1 protein-coding gene is annotated in these 544 nt (G+C 61.2%); it reads right to left on the bottom strand.

Features of this window, described 5'->3' with window-relative positions:
- A partial coding sequence (locus JaAD80_RS29890) for a translation initiation factor IF-2 N-terminal domain-containing protein (RefSeq protein WP_180979681.1) occupies window positions 1-544 on the bottom strand: 544 nt, incomplete at both ends.

The following is a 544-nucleotide window of genomic DNA, read 5'->3' as shown; positions in this document are numbered from 1 at the left end:
TTCCTGGTCCAGCACCTGGTTGATCGTGCACATCTGGCCCAATTTCATCAAATGCTTGATGACTTCGGATGCCTTGACGGACATCTTGTGTGCCAGTTCGGCCACGGTGATCGTTTCAGGTACGTGCACGTCCTTGACGACGGCTTCCGTCGGCGCCTGGAAGTTCGATTCACGGTCGTCATGGTGCGTCGGGCGACGGCCCTTCGCGCCACCGCGCCAGCTGTCACGGCCGCCTGGGCCGCTATTGCCGCGTGGCTTTGGACCACCGGTGGTGCCGCGTTTTTTCGCGTCATCGGACCAGGTGGACGACACATTCGCCGACTTGATGGATTTCTTGTCTGCAACAGCAGGCTTCTTGTCGCCCGGCTTGTCGCCTGGTTTCTTGTCAGCAGGCTTGTGCAGGGTGCCTTCCGGCGCCTTTGGTTTGACAGCAACCGGTACCGGCTCAGGGGCTTTGATGGCGCGGCGTGGCGCGTTCATCATGGCCTTGATCTGGGCTACCTCATCGGCAACAGCCTTGCGTGCGCGCTCGGTGGCTTCCGCT

It is taken from the genome of Janthinobacterium sp. AD80 (assembly GCF_002878455.1).
Lineage (GTDB): Bacteria > Pseudomonadota > Gammaproteobacteria > Burkholderiales > Burkholderiaceae_D > Janthinobacterium.
This window is presented reverse-complemented; position numbering and strand designations above follow the sequence as displayed.